Source organism: Campylobacter sp. BCW_6460, assembly GCF_001762705.1.
Classification (GTDB): Bacteria; Campylobacterota; Campylobacteria; order Campylobacterales; family Campylobacteraceae; genus Campylobacter_D; species Campylobacter_D jejuni.
In genome coordinates this window covers 39,637-55,330 of sequence record NZ_MJXI01000034.1, presented here as the reverse complement: position 1 = coordinate 55,330, position 15,694 = coordinate 39,637, and the positions used below count along the sequence as shown (strand labels likewise).

The 15,694-nt window shown below is 29.7% G+C and carries 14 protein-coding genes, 1 tRNA gene and 1 pseudogene; 9 read left to right on the top strand and 7 right to left on the bottom strand.

Annotated features, from left to right (window positions below; translation table 11 throughout):
• Window positions 1–9: 9 nt before the first annotated feature.
• Genes AJ881_RS06780 through AJ881_RS06770 form a run of 3 tightly spaced genes read right to left on the bottom strand, consistent with a single transcriptional unit; the run spans window position 10 to window position 2,925 of the window.
• A complete protein-coding gene (locus tag AJ881_RS06780; RefSeq protein ID WP_070283109.1) occupies window positions 10–1,635 on the bottom strand; it encodes a cation:proton antiporter in 1,626 nt (541 codons plus the stop codon).
• Window positions 1,636–1,641: 6 nt separating this feature from the next.
• Entirely contained in the window at window positions 1,642–2,016 is a 375-nt protein-coding gene (gene hspR, locus AJ881_RS06775; protein ID WP_044780097.1) for a heat shock transcriptional regulator HspR, read from the bottom strand.
• Window positions 2,017–2,031: 15 nt separating this feature from the next.
• On the bottom strand, window positions 2,032–2,925 hold the full coding sequence (locus AJ881_RS06770; RefSeq protein WP_002870990.1) for a DnaJ family protein: 894 nt from the start codon (window positions 2,923–2,925) through the stop codon (window positions 2,032–2,034).
• Window positions 2,926–3,124: 199 nt separating this feature from the next.
• On the opposite strand from AJ881_RS06770, the gene htrA reads away from it, so the two are divergent.
• The 4 genes from htrA to AJ881_RS06750 all read left to right on the top strand — a co-directional run bounded on the left by htrA (window position 3,125) and on the right by AJ881_RS06750 (window position 6,703).
• A complete protein-coding gene (gene htrA / locus AJ881_RS06765) occupies window positions 3,125–4,543 on the top strand; it encodes a serine protease HtrA (protein ID WP_004305601.1) in 1,419 nt (472 codons plus the stop codon).
• A gap of 75 nt (window positions 4,544–4,618) precedes the next feature.
• Window positions 4,619–5,293, top strand: coding sequence for a response regulator transcription factor (locus AJ881_RS06760; protein WP_070283110.1), 675 nt, complete (start codon window positions 4,619–4,621; stop codon window positions 5,291–5,293).
• Window positions 5,290–6,537: an ArsS family sensor histidine kinase gene (locus tag AJ881_RS06755; protein ID WP_004305599.1), complete on the top strand. Its 1,248-nt coding sequence runs from the start codon at window positions 5,290–5,292 to the stop codon at window positions 6,535–6,537. The genes AJ881_RS06760 and AJ881_RS06755 overlap by 4 nt, the downstream gene beginning before the upstream one ends.
• A 91-nt stretch (window positions 6,538–6,628) precedes the next feature.
• Window positions 6,629–6,703, top strand: a tRNA-Asn gene (locus tag AJ881_RS06750).
• Between the two features lie 218 nt (window positions 6,704–6,921).
• Here AJ881_RS06750 and AJ881_RS09590 read toward each other — a convergent pair.
• Window positions 6,922–7,161, bottom strand: a pseudogene (locus tag AJ881_RS09590) (ribbon-helix-helix domain-containing protein); the annotation flags it as partial.
• A gap of 10 nt (window positions 7,162–7,171) precedes the next feature.
• The gene (locus AJ881_RS06740) at window positions 7,172–7,771 is read right to left on the bottom strand and encodes a bacteriohemerythrin (protein WP_002861919.1); all 600 of its coding nucleotides are present in this window, start codon (window positions 7,769–7,771) and stop codon (window positions 7,172–7,174) included.
• A 148-nt stretch (window positions 7,772–7,919) separates the two neighbouring features.
• On the opposite strand from AJ881_RS06740, the gene dccR reads away from it, so the two are divergent.
• Together dccR and dccS are read left to right on the top strand one after the other, a co-directional pair.
• A complete protein-coding gene (gene dccR / locus AJ881_RS06735) occupies window positions 7,920–8,585 on the top strand; it encodes a two-component system response regulator DccR (protein ID WP_044779059.1) in 666 nt (221 codons plus the stop codon).
• Window positions 8,578–9,768: a two-component system sensor histidine kinase DccS gene (gene dccS, locus AJ881_RS06730; protein WP_070248815.1), complete on the top strand. Its 1,191-nt coding sequence runs from the start codon at window positions 8,578–8,580 to the stop codon at window positions 9,766–9,768. The genes dccR and dccS overlap by 8 nt, the downstream gene beginning before the upstream one ends.
• A 42-nt stretch (window positions 9,769–9,810) precedes the next feature.
• On the opposite strand, the gene groL is transcribed toward dccS, so the two are convergent.
• A complete protein-coding gene (groL, locus tag AJ881_RS06725; RefSeq protein ID WP_044779061.1) occupies window positions 9,811–11,448 on the bottom strand; it encodes a chaperonin GroEL in 1,638 nt (545 codons plus the stop codon).
• Between the two features lie 19 nt (window positions 11,449–11,467).
• Window positions 11,468–11,728 carry a co-chaperone GroES gene (groES, locus tag AJ881_RS06720; RefSeq protein WP_002825273.1) on the bottom strand — a complete coding sequence of 87 codons (261 nt, stop codon included), beginning with the start codon at window positions 11,726–11,728 and terminating at the stop codon, window positions 11,468–11,470.
• Between the two features lie 161 nt (window positions 11,729–11,889).
• Between groES and AJ881_RS06715 the strand changes: the two genes are divergently transcribed.
• The 3 genes from AJ881_RS06715 to AJ881_RS06705 are packed head-to-tail and all read left to right on the top strand — an operon-like array spanning window position 11,890 to window position 15,694.
• The gene (locus tag AJ881_RS06715; protein WP_070283111.1) at window positions 11,890–14,430 is read left to right on the top strand and encodes a hypothetical protein; all 2,541 of its coding nucleotides are present in this window, start codon (window positions 11,890–11,892) and stop codon (window positions 14,428–14,430) included.
• An 8-nt stretch (window positions 14,431–14,438) separates the two neighbouring features.
• The gene (locus tag AJ881_RS06710) at window positions 14,439–15,050 is read left to right on the top strand and encodes a riboflavin synthase (RefSeq protein ID WP_044779063.1); all 612 of its coding nucleotides are present in this window, start codon (window positions 14,439–14,441) and stop codon (window positions 15,048–15,050) included.
• Entirely contained in the window at window positions 15,014–15,694 is a 681-nt protein-coding gene (locus AJ881_RS06705; protein WP_002880585.1) for a polyphenol oxidase family protein, read from the top strand. The genes AJ881_RS06710 and AJ881_RS06705 overlap by 37 nt, the downstream gene beginning before the upstream one ends.

Genomic DNA, 15,694 nt, shown 5'->3' with positions numbered 1-15,694 from the left:
AATTCTTCCTTAGGTATTTTTATGAATGCGGCATTCTAGTGCTTCTTGAACTAAATTTCTAGCGATTACTTTTTCAGAGCGAATGATGCGTATATTTTCATCTATGCTAGAAAAAAGCATCTTTTTCAAAGTTCCATTTACATGAATGATAGTATCTATAGGTTTTGGATAATTAGCTAGCACTTGACATAAAATTTCAAGTTTAGCTTCATTTGTAACTGTGATAATAGCTACTGCACATTCTTCTATATTGGCAATTTTTAAGGTTTCTTCTTGAGCAGCATTGGCAAAAACGACATTTTCACCTCGACTAACTCCAAGTTCTACTAAATTTAAATCACTTTCTAAAACAAGATAAGGTACGCCTGAGTTTTTGATTTTTTGTACGACTTCTTGTCCTAAGCGTCCATAGCCAAAAACAACAAGATGATTTTTAAGCTTGATATTGCTGTCAATATTTTGCACAGCGTTGGTATTAAGTGCTATATCTTCTACAACATTGGTAATTTTTCTTATATTGTTTAAAATAAAAGGCGTGATAATCATGGTTAAAATAGAAACAACAATTAAAATTTGTGAAGTTTTGATATCAAGCATATTTTTTGCTTGTAAAAGAGAAAAAATTGCTAGGGCAAATTCGCCAATTTGCGCTATGGCAAAAGCTGTTTTAAGCGCTACTCTTTTTTTGGTGTAAAGAAACAAAAAGCCAAAAACTATGCCAAATTTTAAAGCCATTACAAGAAAGGTTAAAACTATGATTAAAAACCAATTTTGTGCCACTACATCAAGTTGAATTTGCATGCCTACAGTTATGAAAAAAAGCCCTAAAAGCAAATCTCTAAATGGGATCAAGTCCGCTTCTATTTTGTGTTTATATTTTGTTTCTGCTATCAAAGCACCTGCTATAAAAGCACCCAAAGAATAAGAAAATCCAAAATAATTTGCTAAAAAACTTGCTCCAATAACCATAAATAAAACAGTACTAATAAAAATTTCTTGAGAAGAAGTGTGGATAATGAGTCTAAAAATTCTATCCACTAGATATTTACCTATGAAAAATAATAAAGTGATTAAAATAAGTGCTGAAATTAAAGTGGTAAAAAGGAGTTTTTCTATGTTTTGATTGTTGGATGAAAAAATATCTACAAGCAAAAGCAAAGGAATAACGGCTATATCTTGAAAAAGCAAAATTCCCAATGCTTTTCTGCCATATTGCTCATTTATATCGCCATTATCATTTAAAATTTTAAGCACCACTGCGGTTGAAGAAAGTGCTAGTGCAAAGCCTACTATGGTAGCGCTTTTATCTCCAAGTCCTAAAATTCCTATAGCAAGTAGCATAAAAACAAAGCCACAAGTAAGCATCTGCAAAGAGCCGTTTAAAAAAACTTCTTGTTTCATTGCCATTAAATGCTTAAAAGAAAATTCAAGCCCTATGGTAAACATTAAAAACACTATACCAAATTCGGCTATATGGGTGATTTCGCCTTTGCCACTTAAATGATAAATTTCAGAAATGATTTCTCCAGCAGCTATATATCCAATGATAGTTGGAATTTCAAATTTTTTAAATATGACATTTAAAACTATAGCTATAGCAACGGTGATTAAAAAAATTTCTAAAAAATTATCCATTATTTTTTATTTTTTCTCATAAAAAATCAAATCAAAGCTATTTTTATGCTTAACAACGGCTTTACTAGTCGCTTCTTTATCTTGTTGTTTACTTAATTCTAAGCGTAGTTCATCAATTAAATTTTCAAATTCGTGAAGTTGGTTTTTCAATTTTAAGATAACATCTACCCCAGCAAGATTGATTCCCATGTCTCTTGTTAAACGCAATATAAGTTTAATACGGTCAATATCTCTTTGAGAATAAAGTCTTATTTTTCCATCGGTTCTACTTGGCTCTATTAACCCTTCTCTTTCGTATTGCCTTAAGGTTTGTGGATGTATGCTTAAAACTTTAGCCACAACACTGATTAAATATACAGGTTCATCATAATGGTGTTCCATATTTTATTCCTTTCTTTAAGGTAATTTTTCTTTTAAGAGTTCTATAAATTTTTCATCAAGAGCATCTAAATTTGGCAAAACAACATTTAAAATCAAATACATATCCCCATAAATATCACTTTTTCTATTTTGCACCCCATAACCTTTTAAACGAATTTTTTGGTTATTTTTTGAATTAGGTGTTATGTTAATTGTCGCTTCTTCCTTGCCTTCTTTGAGTGTTTTTATATTTATTTTTCCACCAAAAAGTGCAGTTTTTAAAGAAATATCAACCTTTTGATATAAATCATCATCTTCTCTTGTGTAAATAGGACTTTCTTCTATTTTTACAATAATGATTAAATCGCCTCTAGCTCCATTTCTGCTTTGTTTTCCTTTAGAGCGAATTCTTAGTTTCTCGCCTTCTTTTATACCGTGTGGAATTTTAAATTTAATGGTTTCGCCTTGAAAATTAAAACTATGTTCCCCGCCTTTAACAGCTTTTTCAAAAGGAATGTGAAGCTCTAGATTGCTGTCTAAATTTTCTTCTTCAAAACCTCCAAATCCTCCAAAACCACTGCTAAAGCCTTTTGAAGAAAAGCCGTTAAAACCCCCTCTTGAGCGTCCACCAAAGCCTCCTCCAAAGAGATCTTTTAAAATATCGTCTAAATTTACCCCACCAGTATTTCTTGAAAAATCATGAAAACTTTGTCCACCAAACATAGAATCGCCGTATTGGTCATACTGAGCTCGTTTTTTTTCATCACTTAAAATTTCATAAGCAGCATTAATTTCTTTAAATTTTTCTTCTGCACCTTTTTCTTTGTTGATATCAGGATGGTATTTTCTAGCTAGGCGACGGTAAGCTTTTTTTATTTCATCTGCACTAGCGTTTTTGCTAACTCCAAGAGTTTCGTATAAACTATTCATGTTATATTTCCTTAAAAATTTTTACTTGATTATATAAAGGATTAAATTATAACATAAACTTTAGCCTAAGTCAATCAAGTTTTATAAATTTTTATCACTCAAGGTTTTATTTACAATTTTGTAAATTTTCGGTTTTATACTATGAAGACAGTAAAATATTTTACGAGATAATTTATCTTTAAGAATAAAAGGAAATGAAATGAAAAAGATTTTTTTATCATTAAGTTTAGCGAGTGCTTTATTTGCTGCAAGTATTAATTTTAACGAATCAACTACAACGGCTAATCGTGTAAACCCTGCTGCTGGAAATGCAGTGCTTTCTTATCATGATTCTATTAAAGATGCAAAAAAATCAGTGGTTAATATTTCTACCTCAAAAACTATTACAAGAGCGAATCGTCCAAGCCCTTTGGATGATTTTTTTAATGATCCTTATTTTAAACAATTTTTTGATTTTGATTTTCCTCAAAGAAAAGGAAAAAATGATAAAGAAGTGGTGAGTTCTTTGGGATCAGGGGTGATTATTTCAAAAGATGGTTATATAGTAACAAATAATCACGTTGTAGATGATGCTGATACGATTACAGTAAATTTACCAGGAAGTGATACAGAATATAAAGCAAAACTTATAGGTAAAGATCCAAAAACAGATTTGGCTGTTATAAAAATAGAGGCTAATAATCTTTCAGCTATTACTTTCACAAATTCTGATGATTTAATGGAAGGAGATGTTGTTTTTGCACTTGGAAATCCTTTTGGAGTCGGTTTTAGTGTTACAAGTGGGATAATATCTGCTTTAAATAAAGACAATATAGGTTTAAATCAATATGAAAATTTTATACAAACAGATGCTTCTATTAATCCGGGAAATTCAGGTGGAGCTTTGGTGGATAGTCGTGGATATTTAGTAGGTATTAATTCAGCTATTCTTTCTCGCGGAGGTGGAAACAACGGCATAGGTTTTGCTATACCTTCAAATATGGTTAAAGATATAGCTAAAAAACTTATTGAAAAAGGCAAGATTGATAGAGGATTTTTAGGTGTGACTATTTCAGCTTTGCAAGGTGATACTAAAAAAGCTTACAAAAATCAAGAAGGAGCTTTGATTACTGATGTTCAAAAAGGTTCAAGTGCTGATGAAGCAGGGCTTAAGCGTGGAGATTTAGTTACTAAAGTTAATGATAAGGTTATAAAAAGTCCTATTGATCTTAAAAATTATATAGGAACTTTAGAGATTGGTCAAAAAATTTCATTAAGTTACGAAAGAGATGGAGAAAATAAGCAAGCAAGTTTTACTCTTAAAGGTGAAAAAGAAAATCCTAAAGGCGTACAAAGCGATTTGATTGATGGTTTGAGTTTGAGAAATTTAGATCCAAGACTTAAGGATCGTTTGCAAATTCCAAAAGATGTTAATGGTGTTTTGGTTGATAGTGTTAAAGAAAAGAGCAAAGGAAAAAATTCTGGTTTCCAAGAGGGTGATATTATCATAGGTGTTGGACAAAGTGAAATTAAAAATTTAAAAGATTTAGAACAAGCCTTAAAACAAGTTAGTAAAAAAGAATTTACTAAAGTTTGGGTATACCGCAATGGTTTTGCGACTTTGCTTGTGCTTAAATAAAAATAACGGAAGGATTTTCCTTTCGTTATAAATTTTAGTTTAAAATTAAAATTAAGTTTAAAATAAAGGAAAACTATGACAAATATTCTTATGATAGAAGACGATTTAGAATTAGCGGAAATTACAGCTGAATATTTGGAAAAATTTGATATGAAAGTTGATATAGCTCATGAGCCTTATATAGGTCTTTCTAAGCTCGCATTAAAAGAGTATCAGCTTATCATTTTAGACCTTTCTTTGCCAGGACTTGATGGGCTTGAAGTGTGTGAAGAGATTCGTAAAAAGTATGATATACCTATTATTATTTCAAGTGCAAGACATGATATTACAGATAAGGTTAATGCTTTAGAGCTTGGAGCAGATGATTATCTACCAAAACCTTATAATCCAAAAGAATTACAAGCACGTATTAAAAGTCATTTAAGACGTATTTCAAATACAAAAAGCGCCATAGCAAAAAGTGTAAAAGATCTTGTTTATGATCAATATAAGCATATTATTACCATGAAAGGACAAGAGCTTACTTTAACTAATGCTGAATTTGATATTTTAAGCTATTTGATTAAAAAAGAGGGTGGAGTGGTAAGTCGTGAAGAGCTTGTTTATAATTGTTCTTCTATTAGTGAGGATTCTAGCAATAAAAGTATAGACGTTATTATCAGCAGAATTCGTCAAAAGATGGGAGATGATCCAAAAACTCCAAAATATATTCACTCTATACGTGGAATAGGTTATAAGCTTACTCAATGAACAAATCTTCGATTTTCTATACTATAACTTTTATTTTTATTTTTGCTGGGGTTAGTGTTATACTTGGCTTTTTGTGGCTTATAGAATACGATCAGCAAAATTATACTAGAGAATTAAATACAAAATATTCTTTAATAGCTAATGCAAGGCTCTTAAATTTTGCAGGAGTTATCAGTGAAAAAGAATTTGAAGAGCAGACAAAAAATTATAATAAAATGGATGAGATAACAGAAGCAAAGCAGATCCGTAAAATTCTTTTTAGAGGTGATGTTTTAGCTAGAGTTGAGGTTAATAATGGCTTAATCGAGATTATTTCTTATAATAGACAGGTGTATTTAAATATTATTTATGATGGAAAGGTTTATCTTTATAAGGATCAAGATTATCAAACCTATAGGTATTTTATTATCAAAGCTATAGCTGTAGCTGTGATTTGTATTCTTGTATTACTTTATATTTATATATTTAAAAAATTAAAACCACTCAAAAGACTTAAAAAACAAATTGATAAATTTGCCCAAGGAAAGCTTAGTGATATAGAAGATGTAAGCACTGGGGTGGATGAAATTTCACAAGTAAGTGAAGCTTTTTATCAAGCCATTGTTCAAATTCGAAAGCTAAACCAATCTCGTCAGTTTTTTTTAAGAAATATTATGCATGAACTCAAAACTCCTATTACTAAGGGGCTTTTAACTTTAGAAATGATAGAAGATAATAAATATAAAGAGCGCTTAAATGGGGTTTTTACTAGACTTGAAATTTTAATTAATGAATTTGCTGCTATTGAGCAAATTACTTCAGGGGCTGCTTTTATAAATAGAAAAAAATACAATATTTTAGATGTTTTAGATGAAGCCAAAGAAATTGCAATGCGAGATGATAGCAATATACGTATTTTTATGGAAGAAAGTTTTTTTGTAAATGTGGATTTTAAACTTTTTACTACGGCGATTAAAAATATGATAGATAATGGTATTAAACATTCTGAAGATGGGTTTGTGCAAATTGATATTATAGACGATTATATTTGTTTTAAAAATCGTGGTCCTGAGCTTAACAATACTTTAGAATATTATACTCAAGCTTTTACTCAAGGATCAAAACAAAAATCAAGTTTTGGATTAGGGCTTTATATTGTAAATACTATTTTAGAAACACATGGAATGAAGCTTGATTATTTATATGAAGATGGGGTAAATTTGTTTTATTTTAGAAATTTAAAAAGTGTTATTGTTAAGGAGTAAATTAATTTTTTGTATAAAAAATGCATTTTTGTGTAAAAACCCTTGACAAAGTTTTTTAATTTCACTATAATTACATTTTACTTTTAAATATTCCGGATTAGCTCAGCGGTAGAGTAGTCGGCTGTTAACCGATTGGTCGTAGGTTCGAATCCTACATCCGGAGCCACTTTTTAACTCCATTTTAATATTCGTAAATGTATTTTAACATAAAAAATTAATAAGTCTTTATCACAAAAAATTGTGATAAAGTTTTTATTTTGTTTGTTTAAGATTTTTGACAATTTTATCTATTTTTTTACTCGCCTTTTGATAATCCCCATCTTTAAGTTCTTCTAAAGCTTCAATAGCAAAATCAAAATCACCAAGTTCGTTATCATTAGAATTTTCTTGAAGATTTTTGACAATTTTATCTATTTTTTTACTCGCCTTTTGATAATCCCCATCTTTAAGTTCTTCTAGGGCATTAACAGCAAAAGAAAAATCTTCAACTTCATTAAGATAAGCTTCTATAGCTTCTTTTATTATAGCTGATTTTGGCTTAGAAAGATTTTTACTTAAATTATCCAAACGCTCCTTAAGCTCTAAAGGCATTCTAAAAGAATAAGTTTTTACATTGTGTTTCATTTTATCCTCCTTAAGAATGTTTTTTGTAAAATTTTATAATTTGCTTACAAGTTTTGCAGGTAAATTTGTGACCTTGTAGTTCTATTTTTTGATGAATGTTATAAGGAACATCGTGAATTTTACCAGGACAATTACAGATATAAAGATAAAATTGTGGATGCTCATTATCTTCATCTTCTGCTGCTTCAAAGCTAATATCACTGCCATCATCTGTAGATAAAGAAGAACTTCTCCATTTTTCAACTTTCATGTCTTCGTATAGTATGTGTTCTAAAAGCCACTTTTTAGCCACTATATAAAGTTTTTCTTTAAGATCATTGGTTGATTTGATATCTTTGATTAAATTAATCATGGTTTGGATGATTTCTTTATGTATTTTTCGATGTTCTTCTAAATTTGGATAGCCTATTAGCTGCATGTATTTTTCTTCATCATTAAAGTGATCTTTCATATAATTAAAAAATTCAGCCAAAAGTTCTTTGACTTCATTTTTACTTACAGATCTATCTGATACAACTTCAACTTTTGCAGCAAGTTCAAAAAGCTTTTTATGTTGCTCGTCAATTTTAGCATTGTGCACACTATAGCTATTATCCCATTTTGGAAGCATTTTAACTCCTTAAGGAAAAATTTATTTATATAAAAGGATTATAGATAAAAATAAATTAAATAAAAATGAAATTTTATTAAATAATTGATAGGAATTTTGATACAATGATATATATTTTAAGAGATTTGAAATTAGAAAGATTTAAATTATGGCTGCTAAAATTTTACTTTTAGAAGATGATTTGAGTTTGAGTGAGATCATTGAAGAGTTTTTAAATGATGAAGGATATGAAGTATTTTTATGCAATAATGCGCAAGAAGCTTTAGATATAGCTTATGAAAGATATTTTGATCTTTGGATTTTAGATGTAAAAGTTCCTTTAGGAGATGGATTTTCATTGCTTAAAGAATTAAGAAAAAGCGGAAAGCAAACCCCAGCAATTTTCATGACTTCTTTAAACACAACAAACGATTTAAAACAAGGCTTTGATGCAGGTTGTGATGATTATATAAAAAAACCTTTTGAACTTGCTGAGCTATCTATTAGGGTTAAAGCTTTGCTTAAAAGAGCTTTTTCACATAAAAATGAAGATTTTGAAGATTTAGGGGATGGATTTAGATTTGAATTTACTACACAAATTCTTTACTATAATAATAAAGCCTTGACTTTACCGAGTAAAGAAATTAAGCTTTTGTCTTTATTACTTAAAAATAAAAACAACTTTTTAAGCACAGAGAGAATTTTTGAAGAACTCTGGGATTATGATGAAGAGCCTAGTGAGCTAAGTTTAAGGGCTTATGTGAAAAATTTACGTAAAATTTTAGGAAAAGAAAAAATTATAAATCAAAGAGGCAGGGGATATTGCTATGGCTAAAAAAGTCATTAGGCAAATTTTATTAATCTATCTAACAACTACAGGTATTTTTTTAACTATTTTTTTTGCATTATGGTATCAAAAATTATATGAAGAATTGGTTGTTTTAAAGGGTGCCACTTTGAGGGAAAATCATAGAAATATTGTTATAAGCATCTTAAATTCTCGTTTTACCCCTATAGATATAAGTGCAAAAAATATTGCTCAAAGCACAGCACTAAAATTTGCTATATTTGATGCTAAAAAGATTGTTTTTAGTAATATAGATTTTGATTTAAGAAAGGCAAAGATAGAGCTTAAAGGTGGAGGTATTTGTGATAATAAGGTTTTTTTCCTTGCTCCTATGAGTGCGGATCATTATTTTTTAAGACATGCTAGCAATGAAGAAGTAAATACTAACGATGGTTTGCAAATTTTAATACAGGGTGAAGATGTTGGTAAAGATCTTTTTTGGATTAGAACGAAAGTTTTTGGTTTTGCTATTATGGCTTTTTGCATATTGGGCTTAATATCTTATATTCTAGTAAAAATTGCTCTAAAGCCTTTAGAGGATAAAATCAGCACACTAAATCGTTTTATTAAAGATTCAACTCATGAACTCAATACTCCATTAAGTGTTATTTTGATGAGTATAGAACAACTTGAGCATCAAAATTTAGGAGATAATGCTAAATTTACAAGGATTAAGCTTGCTGCAAAAAGTTTGTCTCAAGTGTATTCTGATCTTGTTTTTTATAATTTTCCTAATACCTTAGAAACAGAAAAACAAAAATTTGATTTAAGAATGCTACTTGAAGAAAGATTGGAATATTTTAAAGTATTTTTTGAGCAAAAAAAAATTACACTAAAGCTTGATTTAAATCAAGCAAATATTTTTGCCCCTAAAAATCAAATTTCTAAATTGATTGATAATCTTATAAGCAATGCTATTAAATACAATAAAAAAGGTGGAGTAATTTCTATAATTTTGAAAGCCAATTTTTTAAGTATTGCGGATACAGGTTGTGGAATTTCAAAGTCAAATTTAAATCAAATTTTTGATAGATATACAAGATTTAATACCGATCAAGGAGGATTTGGTATAGGGCTTTCTTTGGTAAAAAAAGTTTGTGATGATAATGATATTAAGATTATTTGCGAATCTGTAGAAAATCAAGGGAGTGTTTTTAAATTAAATTGGTAATCAGCAAGAATTTTTCTTGCTGATTAGAGGTTAGAGCAGATATTACATCATTCCGCCCATACCACCCATTCCTCCCATACCGCTCATATCTGGCATAGCAGGTTTATCTTCTTTAATTTCACTAATTGTTGCTTCTGTGGTTAAAAGCATACTAGCTACAGAAACTGCGTTAAGTAAAGCTACTCTTTCTACTTTAACAGGGTCGATAATTCCACTTTCAAGCATATTGACATATTCACCTTTTGCAGCATCAAATCCTGTGTTTTCATCTTTAGCATTTTCTACGCTATTTACAACCACACCTGCATCAAATCCTGCATTTTCAGCAATTTGTCTTAAAGGTGCTCTTAAAGCTCTTTCAACGATAGCTGCACCAATTGCTTCATCACCTTTTAAATCAAGTTTGATTTTAGCTTTTGCTTTGATAAGTGCTGCACCACCACCAATTACTATACCTTCTTCAACTGCTGCTTTAGTAGCACTTAAAGCATCATCAACACGATCTTTTTTCTCTTTCATTTCAGTTTCAGTTGCTGCACCTACTTTAATCACTGCAACACCACCGCTTAATTTTGCAAGTCTTTCTTGCAATTTTTCTCTGTCATAATCTGAAGTTGTTTCAGCAATTTGTGCTTTGATTTGATTTACTCTTGCATCGATATTTGCTTTTTCACCTGCGCCATTTACTATGGTTGTATTGTCTTTATCGATGATTACGCTAGAAGCTTGTCCAAGATCTTGTATGGTCGCACTTTCAAGAGTTCTTCCAAGTTCTTCAGAAATCACTTCTCCGCCTGTTAAAATTGCTATATCTTCAAGCATAGCTTTTCTTCTATCGCCAAAACCTGGAGCTTTTACGGCTGAAATATTAAGAACACCGCGAAGTTTATTTACAACCAAAGTTGCAAGCGCTTCACCTTCAATATCTTCAGCGATAATTAAAAGTGGCTTGCCTGTTTTTTGAATTTGTTCTAAAACCGGTAATAAATCTTTTAAATTTGCAATTTTTTTATCAAAAAGCAGGATATAAGGGCTTGAAAGCTCTACTGTCATTTTTTCTGCATTAGTGATAAAATAAGGGCTTAAATAACCTCTGTCAAATTGCATACCTTCAACTACATTTAATTCATCATTGATTGATTTTGCCTCTTCAACAGTGATAACACCATCTTTGCCCACTTTTTCCATGGCATCAGCGATTAAATTTCCGATTTTTTCATCAGAGTTGGCTGAGATTGTAGCAACTTGTGCAATTTCTTTTTTATCTTTTACTTCGCGAGAAAGTTTTTTAAGTTCGCCTACTATAGCTTCGCAAGCCTTATCCATACCGCGTTTTACTTCAATAGGATTTGCACCTGCTGTGATATTTCTTAAACCTTCTTTGAAAATTGCATGAGCTAAAACCGTTGCAGTAGTTGTTCCATCCCCTGCTTGATCAGCTGTTTTGCTTGCTACTTCTCTTACAAGTGAAGCACCCATATTTTCAAGACTGTCTTTAAGTTCTACTTCTTTAGCAACACTTACGCCATCTTTAGTAATGCTTGGAGCACCAAAGCTTTTTTGGATTAAAACATTGCGTCCTCTTGGCCCCATAGTTACTTTTACCGCGTCATTAAGTTTTTTAACACCCTCATAAAGTTTATTTCTTGCTTCATCTGAAAAAATAATTTCTTTTGCCATTTTTTATCCTTTTTATAAATTATTTTAAAATTCCTAAGATATCATCTAAATTTAAAACTAAATATTCATTATTATCAAGTTTAATTTCTGTTCCACCGTATTTAGCAAACACGATTTTATCACCATTTGCAATATCAGTGATTTCTTTACTTACTGCCACTACTTCACCCATTAAAGGCTTTTCTTTAGCATTATCTGGTATAATTATGCCTGAGGCTGTTGTTTTGGTTTCTTCAACGCGTTTAACTAGAACACGCTTTCCTAAAGGTTGAAAATTCATTTTTGTCCATCCTTAAAAATATTGATTTTAGCACTCTTTTATTTAGAGTGATAAAATCATACTATAAAAAATGAATTTTGTCAATACTTTAAATTAAAATATTTATAAAAGTTTAGTTTTATAGACTAAAGTTATTTTATAAAATAAACTAAAGGATAAAAATGAAAAAGATTTTTTATGGAGTTATAGCTTTTGTTGTTGTGCTTTTAATTGCTATTTATACCATACTTTTCACAAGTTTTGGTAATAATATAGTGGTAAATATAGCGCAAAAAAAGATCAAAGAAAGTGCGGGATTAGACGTAAATATCACGCATTTTAATTTGCGTTTTTCAAGTCTTGAACTGCAAGCAAATATCGCAAATATGGCAGATTTCAATCTCAAGGGAGCTTTGAGTCCTTTTAAGCTTGGATTTGATTTTGACTATCTTATTTCTTTAAATCAAAATTATGCTAAAAATTTAGGTTTAAATTTAAATCAAAACCTTTCTTTTGGCGGTAAGATTCAAGGTAAAGCAAGTGATTTTACTTTAGATGGAAAAGGTTATTTATTAGGTTCAAATGTACTTTTAAATGCAAGAATGTATAATTACAATCCTATTGCTTTAAATTTAGATGCGCAAAATCTTAAGGTAGAAGAAATACTTCATCTTTTATCTTACCCTAGTTACGCTAAAGGTTTTTTAAATGCTCAAGCAAAAATTTCAGCACAGAATTTAAAACCTAATGGAAATATTATCATAAAACTTGATACAAGTTATATAAACTATGAGGCGATAAAAAAAGATTTTTCTTTAGACTTGCCTTTAAATTCTAATCCTAAAGCAGAAATTTTGGCCAATGTTAAAGAAGATAAGATTTATGCTGTAAGTAAAATTTACAATGATTATCTTAACTTGCAAACCCAAAAAACTCTTTATGATATTAGCAAGAATGCTTTAAGTACTGATTTTAATTTAAGTATTCCTTCTCTTGCAAAGCTTGAAAAACTTACAAAAACTAGACTAAATGGTAGTTTGGGTGTGATAGGTCAAACAAGTGTTGTAAATAATGCCTTATCAAGTTTAAATGCTCAAGTTATCGGACTTGGTGGAGAGGTAAAGGCAAGTTTGAAAAATAATAAAATTTTTGCAGATATTAATGAAGTAAGTTTGGAAAAATTATTAGCTCTTGCAGGATATGGAGCTTTGGTTTCTGGAAATTTAAATGCTAAACTTCTAAATGCGGATTTAGATTTTTCTAATTTCGATCTTGAAGCAAAAATAAACAATGCAAAGATTAACACCAATGAGCTTAAAAAAATAGCCAAAATAGAACTTCCAAATACAATTTTTAGTCTTGATACTAAAGCAAATGCAAAAAATAGCAATATTTCTTACAATGCTTTACTTGCTTCAAATTTGCTTAATATTAAAAAACTTCAAGGAACTTATAATTTAAAAAATAGTGAGTTAAATACAGATTTAAATGCTTTTATTGATGACTTGTCTCAGTTTAGTACTATAGCAGGACAAAAATTACAAGGTAAGGCAGATCTTACTGCAAAAGCTCATATTATAGGCACTCAAATACAAAATTTAAATGCAAATGCAAATTTGGCAGATGGTGTAATCAAGGCTGATTCAAATGGTAAAAAACTTGATTTAAACATTGATAAACTTGATTTATCTAAACTTTTTGTTATAGCAGGTATGCCAAATTATGCCAGTGGGATTGTTAATGCAAAAGTTAATTTAGATAATATCGAATTTAACAACCTTAATGGTAAAGCAAATTTAGAAGCTAAAGGTATTTTAAATGCTACAACTTTAAGTAACATTTTAAATAAAAATTTTCCAAACAATACAAGTTATGATTTAAATACCAAAATTAATTTTAAAAACAATATCGCTCAATTTGATTCCGTTTTAAATTCATCTTTAGCTGATCTTACAAAACTACAAGGAAGTTTTGATATAGGCAAAATGCTTTTAAATTCGGATTTTAGTCTAAAGATAAATGATTTTTCAAAACTAGGCTTTTTGTTGGATAGAAAACTTAAAGGTAAGGCAGAATTTAATGGAAAGGTAGGTTTTGATAAGAGTTTAAATTTTGTTGTAAATAGTCCAAATTTATTTGAAGGGAAGCTTCAAAGCACACTTAAAAATAACCTTTTGCTTGCTGATTTAAATGGAGTGGATTTAAGTAGTCTAGCTCAAAGTTTGGACTTTATGGATGTTTATCAAGGCAAGGCAGATGTGAAGGCAAATTACAATCTTTTAAGCGAAGAAGGCGAGGTTAATTTGGACATGAAAGAGGGTAAATTAAAACCAAATCTTATTACCAATGCTTTAAAAATTTTAACGCTAAAAGATATTACAAATGATGTTTATCGCACTGTTAATGCTAAAGCTTTGATTAAAAAAGAAAATATCAAACTTGATCTTAATATGCAAGCAGATCGTTCTTATATTTTAGTACAATCAGGAGCTTTAAATTCTAAAAGCGGGGCTTTAAATTTGCCTTTTGATATTAAACTCGATAGAGCCAATTTTAAAGGAAGCATTACAGGAACTACGGAAAACCCTAAAGTAAATTTAAATGCAGGAAGTGTGTTAAATTCTATTAAAAATGTAGTAGGTGGTGGTGTGAGTGATGGTGCTAAAAGTACAGGCGATAAAGTAGATAAAGCGGTAAATAAATTATTAAATAAGATTTTTTAAGGTAAAAAATGTTTAATGGACTCATAAGAGAAATTGCTAAAGTTCAATCTTATCAAAACAATACTTTAAGTTTAAAAGCAAAATATCGCCCAAATCTTGGCGATAGTATAGCTGTGAATGGAGCTTGTTTGAGTGTAACAAAACTTTATGAGGGAGGTTTTGAAGTGGAGCTTTCTCGTGAAAGTCGCACTCATATAGCTATAGAAAATTTAAAAGATAAAGTTCATATAGAATCTGCTTTAAGATACGGTGATAGAATTGATGGACATCTTATGCAAGGACATATTGATTTTATTGGCACACTTGAAAAAATTCAAAAAGATGAAAATGGAGTAGATTTTCATATATCTTTACCTAAAGAAGCTATGAAATTTATGGCAGAAAAAGGAAGTATAGGTGTTGATGGAGTAAGTCTTACTATCAATGAAATTTTAAAAAATGGTATTAGGCTTACTATTATTCCTATTACCTTTAAAGAAACGCTTTTTAAAGACTATCAAGTAGGTAGAAAAATCAACATAGAAAGTGATTTGCTTGCTCGTTATATTTATGCACAATTACAAGGCAAAAACAAAGGATTATCATGGGAAGAAGTGGAAAGAATTTCTTATCTTTATTAGAAAATGATAAAGTCGGTATTTTTTGTGCTTTTGATAAGGATTATAATGTTTTTAGGGCTAAAATTCATAATGAGAATTTATTTTCTCATTTAGGTTTTAAAGACATTGAAAAATGTGTTTTTATGGATCAAATTCACTCTCATAAAGTTATTATTTATGATAAAAATTTAAAAAATCTCAGTTGTGATGGGCTTATAAGTAAGGAAAAAAATACTGCTCTTTGTGTTTTAAGTGCGGATTGTTTGCCTTTAATTTTATATCATGAAAGTGGCATTATAGCAGCTTTGCATTCAGGTAGAAAAGGAAGCTTTGAAAATATCCTAAAAGAATGCGTTGATCAAATTGCTATGCAAAATTCACATTTAGATAAAAATAAATTTCATCTTTTTATCCTGCCTGGAATTTGTGCTAAAAATTATGAAATAGATGGAGAAATTTTAGAATTTGCTAAAAAAGAATTTAAAGAATTTGTTCAAGACGATAAACTTGATTTAAAAGCTTTAGTAAAATTTCAAGCGCAAAATTTAGGCATTGAAAATATTAAAGATTGTGGAATTTGTAGCTTTGATGATGAGAGTTTTTTTTCTTATCGTCGAGATAAAACGACTAAGCGTTTTGTGAGTGTGGTTTATTTAAAGGATTAA

Bases quoted from the DNA above. Each gene is read 5' to 3' on its own strand.
- groES (WP_002825273.1), bottom strand. From the start codon at position 11,728: ATGAATTTTCAACCTTTAGGAAAGCGTGTTCTAGTTAAACGCGTTGAA.
- AJ881_RS06740 (WP_002861919.1), bottom strand. From the start codon at position 7,771: ATGCTTCCAAAATGGGATAATAGCTATAGTGTGCACAATGCTAAAATT.
- groL (WP_044779061.1), bottom strand. From the start codon at position 11,448: ATGGCAAAAGAAATTATTTTTTCAGATGAAGCAAGAAATAAACTTTAT.
- dccR (WP_044779059.1), top strand. From the start codon at position 7,920: ATGGCTGCTAAAATTTTACTTTTAGAAGATGATTTGAGTTTGAGTGAG.
- AJ881_RS06760 (WP_070283110.1), top strand. From the start codon at position 4,619: ATGACAAATATTCTTATGATAGAAGACGATTTAGAATTAGCGGAAATT.
- dccS (WP_070248815.1), top strand. From the start codon at position 8,578: ATGGCTAAAAAAGTCATTAGGCAAATTTTATTAATCTATCTAACAACT.
- AJ881_RS06710 (WP_044779063.1), top strand. From the start codon at position 14,439: ATGTTTAATGGACTCATAAGAGAAATTGCTAAAGTTCAATCTTATCAA.
- htrA (WP_004305601.1), top strand. From the start codon at position 3,125: ATGAAAAAGATTTTTTTATCATTAAGTTTAGCGAGTGCTTTATTTGCT.
- AJ881_RS06705 (WP_002880585.1), top strand. From the start codon at position 15,014: ATGGGAAGAAGTGGAAAGAATTTCTTATCTTTATTAGAAAATGATAAA.
- AJ881_RS06715 (WP_070283111.1), top strand. From the start codon at position 11,890: ATGAAAAAGATTTTTTATGGAGTTATAGCTTTTGTTGTTGTGCTTTTA.
- AJ881_RS06755 (WP_004305599.1), top strand. From the start codon at position 5,290: ATGAACAAATCTTCGATTTTCTATACTATAACTTTTATTTTTATTTTT.
- hspR (WP_044780097.1), bottom strand. From the start codon at position 2,016: ATGGAACACCATTATGATGAACCTGTATATTTAATCAGTGTTGTGGCT.
- AJ881_RS06770 (WP_002870990.1), bottom strand. From the start codon at position 2,925: ATGAATAGTTTATACGAAACTCTTGGAGTTAGCAAAAACGCTAGTGCA.
- AJ881_RS06780 (WP_070283109.1), bottom strand. From the start codon at position 1,635: ATGGATAATTTTTTAGAAATTTTTTTAATCACCGTTGCTATAGCTATA.